Origin of the sequence: Scopulibacillus darangshiensis (genome assembly GCF_004341035.1) — a bacterium.
GTDB classification, from domain to species: domain Bacteria; phylum Bacillota; class Bacilli; order Bacillales; family Sporolactobacillaceae; genus Scopulibacillus; species Scopulibacillus darangshiensis.
Window position 1 is genome coordinate 69675 of record NZ_SLXK01000021.1, and the last position, 8181, is coordinate 77855.

Consider the following 8181-nt stretch of genomic DNA (forward strand, 5'->3'; position numbering starts at 1 on the left):
TTGTTTCAAGCAATAATGACTATAAGTACACCAGTTGAATACTCTTTTTCTGTTTATCCAAAACAGTATGAAATGAAAAAGTTGTTGAGTGATGAAGAGGCTTCAACCGAACTTCTTTATCGAAACGAAGGAGTCTATGCTTTTGGTCATGGATGTGCTGCAGACTGGGAACAAAATTCTAAGAATGTCCAGCAATTATTGACAACTTTTATGCCGGAGTATGAAGCACTTAGTATGACTCCAAACGTTTTTGTCGATCAGGATGGGAAAAAAGTTGAACTAGAAATTAAAATGAGTGATCTTGCTGGTCTTTCGAGTAATGAATCCCCTGAAAAAATACTAAAGCCTTTAATTGAAGGTTATAGGAAGTGGATAGAAAATAAATCAACAGGGGTTGATAATGTCCCGGAACTGTTACAACCCATTGCAAGAAAGCATTTAAAACTATGTAAAGAAAGTCTAGATAGAATGAAAAATGGTCTTAAATTGCTTGAGGATCAACAAATTCTAGAAGCATTTCGTTTAGCGAATACAGCAATACTTCTCCAACAAGTTAATGGTAAAGACAGACGTTTCGGGTGTGTAGAGGACAAACAAATTATATTTAATAAACCGTTTAAAGAAAGTGTTAAGGATGAAATCAGTCTAAAGAATGCAAGTAATACTTGGAGGGCATTCCAGATTGCATTTATATTAATGTCAATTGAGTCATTGGTTGATGAAAAGTGTGATGCAAGAGAAGTGGTTGATTTAATTTGGTTTCCTACAGGGGGAGGTAAAACGGAGGCCTATTTAGGAGTTGCAGCGTTTCAAATGATACTAAGACGTTTAAAAAACCCATTGGATTCCGGTGTTGACGTTATGATGAGATACACACTAAGACTTTTAACTGCCGACCAATTTCAGCGATCTTCAAGGCTTATTTGTTCTTTAGAGTATCTCAGAAGCAAAAACAGTAAAAAATTAGGTGATGCACCCTTTTCTATAGGGATTTGGGTGGGCTCAAATACGACTCCTAATAGTAACAAGGCTGCAAAGACCTCTCTAAATAAACTTCAGAAAAACGAAAAAAATGCACAGCAATTTATTGTTAATAGTTGTTCATGGTGTGGAGCAAATTTAGGTTATTACGATGAAAAAGGTAGCAAGAAAAGGTACTACTTTGGGTACAAAATTAAAAATGATAGGTTAGTTGTTCATTGTCCGGATAAAAATTGTCATTTCCACGAGGAATTACCTATTTACATTGTTGATGAAACTATATATGAGAAACACCCGACCTTCTTAATTGGAACAGTTGATAAGTTTGTACAATTAGTATGGCAGCCCAAGGCAAGAGCGTTATTTGGTATTGGACCAAACGGAGAAAGGTTCAACAGTCCTCCATCATTAATTGTGCAAGATGAATTACATTTAATTTCTGGGCCATTAGGAACATTAACAGGTCTATTTGAGGCCTTAATTGAAGAATTATGTTTAAAGAATGTAGAAGGAAAAGTAATCAAACCAAAAATTATAGCAGCAACAGCGACAATTAAACAATTTGAAGAACAGGCTCGTGCTTTATTCGGTAGAGAAAATGCAAGATTATTCCCAAGTCCGGGACTTGAAAATGAAGATTCCTTTTTCGCAACTCCAGCAATAAATAAGGAAACAGGAAAGCCAATGCCGGGGCGGAAATATGTGGGAGTTTATACTACATCTGTTCGTATTATGATGTCACAGGTTATGGCATTTTCATCTATTCTACAATCAACTGCCGAAATTAATGAGCGGGAAAGAGATCCTTATTGGACCTTACTTTCATTCTATAATACATTGCGGGAATTAGGCGGAGGTCTGACATTAACTCAAACAGACATACCTCAATATTCAAATTCAATGGCAATGAGAAAGGGACTTCAAAAGGATATTAGATATATTAATAATGTTCTTGAGTTAACATCAAGAAAGCAAAGCCATGAAATCTCAAAAACTATTGATGATTTAAAACTAGAATATAGACCTAATAAAGATCAAAAAGATATGAATTCAACAATTGATTTATGTCTAGCATCTAACATTATTGAAGTTGGTGTAGATATTGATCGTTTATCGGTAATGGCCATAGTAGGACAACCAAAAATGACAGCCCAATATATTCAGGTTAGTGGTCGTGTTGGACGTCGTTGGTGGGAAAGACCGGGACTAATATTTACCTTATATTCAAATACAAAATCAAGAGATAAATCCCATTTTGAACATTTCAGGGAATACCATCAAAAATTGTATGCTCAAGTAGAACCTACAAGTGTTACTCCTTTTTCTGATTCATGTTTAGATAGAGGTTTGCATGCTGTTGTTATTGGATTTTTGCGCCAAGCATTAAATGATGATATTTCTAGAAGTCCGGATTGGAAAGAAATTCGGAAGAGCCTAAATAATAAAATAGTCCCTTTTTATAATCGCTTAATAGAAAGAGCAGAACTTGTTGATCCGGAACAAGTTGAGGAATTGAAAAGCAGATTTATGGAGATATTGAAACGACTTGAAAAGGGAAATTATACTGCGTGGAGAGTAGACCCTAAGGTAAATGGATATATGTATTCGGCAGGTACTACGATTCCCCATGCATTAAAGGTAAATGCCAGGTCGATGATTAATTCAATGAGAAATGTAGATTCAGAATGTAGAGGAATCATTGCGTCAGTATACAGCAATGAAGAGCATAATGAAAGTGAAAGTGGTTGGGAGGGTTTGTTTTCATGAAAGATTTACCTTTAAGAAGAGGGCAACTTGTTACAACATTTGGACCCGGTGCTCTTGTTATTAGTCCTGAAGGGGAATCAGCAATGATTGGCGCCCTTGATAAATGGTATCATGACAAAAATGAATATCGTATAGAAATGTTTGATGAATATGAAATACAAGAACCTAGATTAAGATCATTATTAAAGGTAAAACAATTACTGATGCCTCCAGATTTTAGACCAAGTTATCAATACAAAAATGCAGGAGGTGCGATAACTCAAACAAACACGGATTTGTATATCCCATTGTTACGTTTCCCTACTTGGCACTATTGTCCGAAATGTAAAACATTACATCAAACTTCTATGTCATCAAGAACAAGTTGGTTAGATTGTAAAGAATGTAAAAAACAAATGAAGATGATTCAAGTTCCATTTGTAATAGTCTGTAGTCAAGGCCACATATCTGATTTCCCATGGAGGGAATGGGTTCACGGTGATGAGAATACCTCTTGTGATGGGCAAATGAAACTTCTTTCAACAGGAGGAGCAACCCTCGATTCACTCAAAGTTAAGTGCACTTGTAATAAAGAAAGGCCACTTAGGGGAATAATGTCCAGAAAAACTACTTCTGATTTGGACGAGGATCGAGTAAGTGAATTAAGTAAAATGCTAAATAAAAATGATAAAAAGTTATACCAATGTCCTGGTCATAAACCATGGTATGGTTCTGAAAATGATAAGGATAGTTGTTCTTCTTATCCAATTGCAGTATTAAAAAATTCTATAAGTGTGTATTATCCTAATACAATAAGTGCAATTCATTTACCGGGGGAAAATCCTGAAGTAGAAAAACTTATAGATATGTTTGAAAAAAATGGGGTTACTTCATCTTGGCTAGATATGGCTAATAATATGGATGGGAAAATTAAGACGGTGAAAAAATTATGCCCTCCTGAAATACAAGAATATAAGTATTCGGATATTGAACTTGCTATTCTATACGTTGAGGGTAGAATTGAGGAAGAGCAAACTCAAGAAAGAGTAAGTACCCAGAATGCTGAAAAAGAATTAAGGAAAAAGGAATTTGAAACACTAACACAGGAAATTGATACAAAAAACCTAAAGGTTAAAAAAGAATGGACTTGTGAAGAAGTAAATGATAAAGATGCCACTACTTTTTTTAGTATGACAAACAGAGTAACCAAATTAAAAGAAACGATAGTTTTAACAGGATTTAATAGACTATCAAATAATGATGATGAGGTGGCACAGAACCAAATAATTAAAGGTAAACAATTATTATTTAAAGACCCAAATTTTCCTGAAAATAACTGGTTGCCTGCTTATAAGGTTTATGGAGAAGGAATTTTCTTTACTATAAATTATGAAAAATTGAAGTCGTGGGAACAAAGAGAAGATGTCCAACATTATTTCAATAAGTTACTTACTCGTGCTGAGAAAAGAGAAGCAAATTTTGACGATGATATTTTAAAGCCAAGAAATGTGCTCCTTCATACACTATCACACATTATAATCGATGAGTTGGCTTTAACATGTGGCTATAATTCCGCTTCTATTCGTGAAAGGCTATATCTAAACGAAGAGCAATGCGGGATATTAATCTATACCTCCTCGGGTGATATAGATGGTACGTTTGGAGGTCTTGTAAGAATGGGGAGACAAGAAAACTTCTTTCCGGTGGTCTATAAAGCAATTGATAAGACACGATGGTGCAGTTCTGATCCTGTTTGTTCGGAAATTGGTAAGTCCTCGGGTCAAGGTGTTAATAATCTTAATGGTGCAGCATGCCATAGTTGTTCTTATCTGCCTGAAACTTCATGTGAGTTAGGGAATCTCTTTTTAGATAGAACATTACTTATTGATCCAAGACTAGGGTTCTTTAATAATTAACTTTAGTATAAATATAGGGTAGTTATATGAAGTGACCCTTGTTAAGTAGACAGGGGTATAAAAGCACAATTATGAAACTTGAGTCCTGTATTGATATGGACTCTGGGAGTGACACTTTAAAAAAATCCTCAAAAATACTCTAGTATTATTATAAATATTCAAATAATGGAGAACTCGAATTAAAAGATTAAATACTTTAGTTCACTAAAACCTCTCGAACTGACGTAAGCGGGAGTGTTATTACTGCCAGTTATGTAATAAGATTACTCCAAAGCCAAGCCAATTCGGTTAGCGTTTTCAACTTGTTCACGTATAACAATGATAGATATAGATCCCTTATAGACTCCATATTCGGAGTCTTTTTTTTAGTAAGACTTGTGTATTCCCAATAAATCGTGTATAGTGTATAATTTAATTTATCGAACAAAAGTACGAACATTTGGAGTTGTCATAGATGATATTTAAAAAAGGTGAGCTGTTTTGTGGGCCAGGCGGTTTAACGCTTGGGGCAAAATTAGCACAGTTTGAAAAGGATGGAGTAGTCTATAAAATAGAACATGAGTGGGCGAATGACTATGATGAATCAACTTGTGAAACATTTCGTCATAATATATGTCCAGATAAACCAGAAACAGTTATATGTGAAGATGTACGTAAACTAGATATTACTAAACTTTCGGGGATAGACTGTTTTTCCTTTGGTTTTCCATGCAACGATTACTCAATTATCGGAGAATCTAAAGGATTAGATGGAAAATATGGACCTTTATATTCATATGGGATAAAGGTTTTGAAACACCATCACCCAAAATGGTTTATAGCTGAAAATGTTGGTGGTCTTGAAAGTGCCAACGAGGGACAGGCTTTTGTTAAAATACTACAAGAGATGGAGGATGCTGGATACAACATTACTCCTCACCTATATAAATTTCAGGAATACGGAATACCACAAAATCGCCATAGGATTATTATAGTAGGTATCCACAAAGATTTTGGATGGACTTTTAAAGTACCAAAAGCCCCATTCAAAGATCCTTCACTTTGGAAGACTACCCGTCAGGCGTTGGAAGAACCACCTATTCTGAATAATTCCTTTAATCATGAGTTTACAAAGCACAAAAAGAAAGTAATTGAGATGCTTGAGAATATTCCTCCAGGAGAAAACGCATGGTACGAAGGTACACCTGAACATTTAAAATTGAATGTTAAAGGAGCCAAATTATCAAATATTTATAAGCGTCTAAATCCTGATGTACCAGCTTATACTGTGACAGGCTCCGGTGGCGGTGGAACACATATGTACCATTATGCTGAGCCACGAGCTTTAACCAACCGTGAAAGAGCAAGATTACAAACGTTCCCAGATTGGTTTGAATTTGTAGGCGGCAAAGAGTGTGTACGAAAGCAAATTGGAATGGCTGTTCCACCAGAGGGATCCAAGGTAATTATTGAAGCTATTTTAAAATCCTTTGCTGGAATAAATTATAAAACAGAGTCTTCAAAGTGGGGAGAAGAGCTGAGTGAAATGTTATCGAAAGGAAAAACGAAGAAAGTTAGAAAAGGTTCATTGTTAAATCAAAGGAGAAACAAACAAAAAAGTAATGAAATTCTTAATGAAAAGCAGACTAAATTACCAATATAATTGTCCTCTAAGCTTTGGCTTTTCCAAAGTTAAAGCTTATTTTTTTTGTTTTATCCCATTGATAAAACTAGTTATATCTTTTACAGTAGCGTCTAAATCTTGTTTTATATCATGCTCCCATACTCTTTTTAAATTCCAGCCATTCTCTATGTAATAATTATTAACCTCAATATCCCGTAATTGATTACGAAGCAGCTTCTTTTTCCAATATTCTTGATTGCTTTTTGGTTCTGTACTATGGATAGGGCATACATGCCAGAAGCATGAGTCAATAAAGATAGCTATTTTATATTTCTTAATAGAGATATCAGGTTTTCCGAATAAGGTTTTTTCATTTTTTCTAAATCTAAAGCCTTTTCTCCAGAGTTCTTTTGTAAGGCGATTTTCAAGTTTTGACTGTGAGCGAATGGCTTTCATTGTTTTGGTTCTGTCTGCTTTAGACATATTATCAGCCATTTAATATCACCCCTTTATACGTACTTTATCCTTTACTTAGATAAAATATTACTTAATTAGGAACTTTTAATCGGTATTTAGGGCTTTGTGAAATTACGGGTTTCCGTTTAATTCGGAGCAAAATTTTTAAATGGTGTTATTGTTTTGAATATCGGTTATCATTTATTCTATCAATATTTGATTTAATTATTGTCGATGAAAGCCAATGTAGTATCTATAAAAAATACCGTGCCATCCCTGAATACTTTGATGGGATATTATTAGGCCTAACAGTCACACCAAAAGATGACATTGAACACCTATGATATCTTTGAGTTTAGAAACGGGGTAAGCGTAAATAATCCCCACCTAGGTTTTTAGATGAGGATTAATTATGATTTAATTATTCTTTTTAAACACGCGACAGCTTAATGGGATAGCTGATGACCAAGGCATAAGTTTATCTAACGCGTCTCGATCTTCGATATCCATTTTTGGTAGTTTCTCAAAGAGATAGGTGAGATAGTCAAATGGATTTAAGTTATTCTCCTTAGCCGATTCAATAACACTGTATATTATGGAGCTAGCATGAGTACCTCGTGGTGTGTTACTGAACATCCAGTTTTTCCGACCGATGACAAAAGGTTTAATCGAGCGCTCGCTACGATTGTTATCTATCTCTAGCCGACCATCCTTCATAATGGAGGCGAGTTTATCCCATTGGTTTAAACAATAGTGAATGGCCTTGCCAATGGCACTTTTAGGGAGAACTTTTGATTCCTGAACTTTAAGCCATGCCAAAAAAACATCCAAGATGGGCTGGCTGCGCTTTAATCTACCTACATAGCGTTTTTCTGGGGTTTTGTCCTTCAATTCACGTTCAACCGCGAAGAGTTGGTTACAGAACTCGAGTCCTTCTTTTGCGACGACGGGTGCTGATTGCTTTGATGCTGGAAGCGCCTTTAGGGCTTCATCAAACTTTCGCCGGGCATGGGCCTTATCCGAGAACTTAGATAAGGCCCATTATCCTAGAAGATTGATCATCCGAGAAGAATTACCGTATGTCTTAACATACAACAATTCTTCTCTTTTTTCTTAGATAATCGTTTGACAAAAGTTTCAGTCTTTAGTTCAGAAAATCGGGAATTCTATTTGATGTCTTAGAAGTTTTCCCTTCTGATATATTACCTGGGAACCATTTTTCATTCCATTCTTTTAAATGCTTGTTCACCGTGTCTTGGGAAATTTCCGCATAAATCTGGGTCGACTGCAATGATGCATGACCTAAAAAGTTCTTAATCACAACCAAAGGGACCCCGGCTTCAAGCATATGACTGGCGGTTGTATGTCTCATAGAATGAGGTGGTGTATATGGCAAAATAAAAGTACATAGTAATGCAGCGTAAAAATACATAACGCTGCACAAGCAAAAAAATAAAAAGGCTTGCCAGCCTCCAAAAT

At 35.4% G+C, this 8181-nt stretch carries 7 protein-coding genes and 1 pseudogene; 4 read left to right on the forward strand and 4 right to left on the reverse strand.

Going from position 1 to position 8181, the window contains the following annotated elements:
* Both EV207_RS14075 and drmB read left to right on the forward strand, forming a co-directional pair.
* Positions 1-2748, forward strand: a complete 2748-nt coding sequence (locus tag EV207_RS14075) for a helicase-related protein (RefSeq protein ID WP_243647081.1) — start codon at positions 1-3, stop codon at positions 2746-2748.
* A complete protein-coding gene (drmB, locus tag EV207_RS14080; RefSeq protein ID WP_132746793.1) occupies positions 2745-4643 on the forward strand; it encodes a DUF1998 domain-containing protein in 1899 nt (632 codons plus the stop codon). The genes EV207_RS14075 and drmB overlap by 4 nt, the downstream gene beginning before the upstream one ends.
* A gap of 69 nt (positions 4644-4712) precedes the next feature.
* Here the strand turns inward: drmB and EV207_RS23920 are convergent, their stop codons facing one another.
* Positions 4713-4823 carry an IS3 family transposase gene (locus tag EV207_RS23920; protein ID WP_132746800.1) on the reverse strand — a complete coding sequence of 37 codons (111 nt, stop codon included), beginning with the start codon at positions 4821-4823 and terminating at the stop codon, positions 4713-4715.
* A 274-nt stretch (positions 4824-5097) separates the two neighbouring features.
* Here EV207_RS23920 and EV207_RS14090 point away from each other — a divergent pair, with 274 nt between their 5' ends.
* The gene (locus EV207_RS14090) at positions 5098-6285 is read left to right on the forward strand and encodes a DNA cytosine methyltransferase (RefSeq protein WP_132746794.1); all 1188 of its coding nucleotides are present in this window, start codon (positions 5098-5100) and stop codon (positions 6283-6285) included.
* Positions 6286-6321: 36 nt separating this feature from the next.
* Here the strand turns inward: EV207_RS14090 and EV207_RS14095 are convergent, their stop codons facing one another.
* The gene (locus EV207_RS14095) at positions 6322-6741 is read right to left on the reverse strand and encodes a very short patch repair endonuclease (protein WP_132746795.1); all 420 of its coding nucleotides are present in this window, start codon (positions 6739-6741) and stop codon (positions 6322-6324) included.
* A 212-nt stretch (positions 6742-6953) separates the two neighbouring features.
* On the opposite strand from EV207_RS14095, the gene EV207_RS23925 reads away from it, so the two are divergent.
* Positions 6954-7046 carry a hypothetical protein gene (locus EV207_RS23925; RefSeq protein ID WP_424511373.1) on the forward strand — a complete coding sequence of 31 codons (93 nt, stop codon included), beginning with the start codon at positions 6954-6956 and terminating at the stop codon, positions 7044-7046.
* 73 nt (positions 7047-7119) lie between these two features.
* Here the strand turns inward: EV207_RS23925 and EV207_RS14100 are convergent.
* Together EV207_RS14100 and EV207_RS14105 are read right to left on the reverse strand one after the other, a co-directional pair.
* Positions 7120-7716, reverse strand: a pseudogene (locus EV207_RS14100) (IS66 family transposase); the annotation flags it as partial.
* Between the two features lie 130 nt (positions 7717-7846).
* Positions 7847-8181: tyrosine-type recombinase/integrase (locus tag EV207_RS14105; RefSeq protein ID WP_243647082.1), on the reverse strand; the 335-nt coding region annotated here is incomplete at its 5' end.

Excerpts from the sequence above, each read along its gene's own strand:
- drmB (WP_132746793.1), top strand. The coding sequence starts at position 2,745 with ATGAAAGATTTACCTTTAAGAAGAGGGCAACTTGTTACAACATTTGGA.
- EV207_RS14090 (WP_132746794.1), top strand. The coding sequence starts at position 5,098 with ATGATATTTAAAAAAGGTGAGCTGTTTTGTGGGCCAGGCGGTTTAACG.
- EV207_RS14095 (WP_132746795.1), bottom strand. The coding sequence starts at position 6,741 with ATGGCTGATAATATGTCTAAAGCAGACAGAACCAAAACAATGAAAGCC.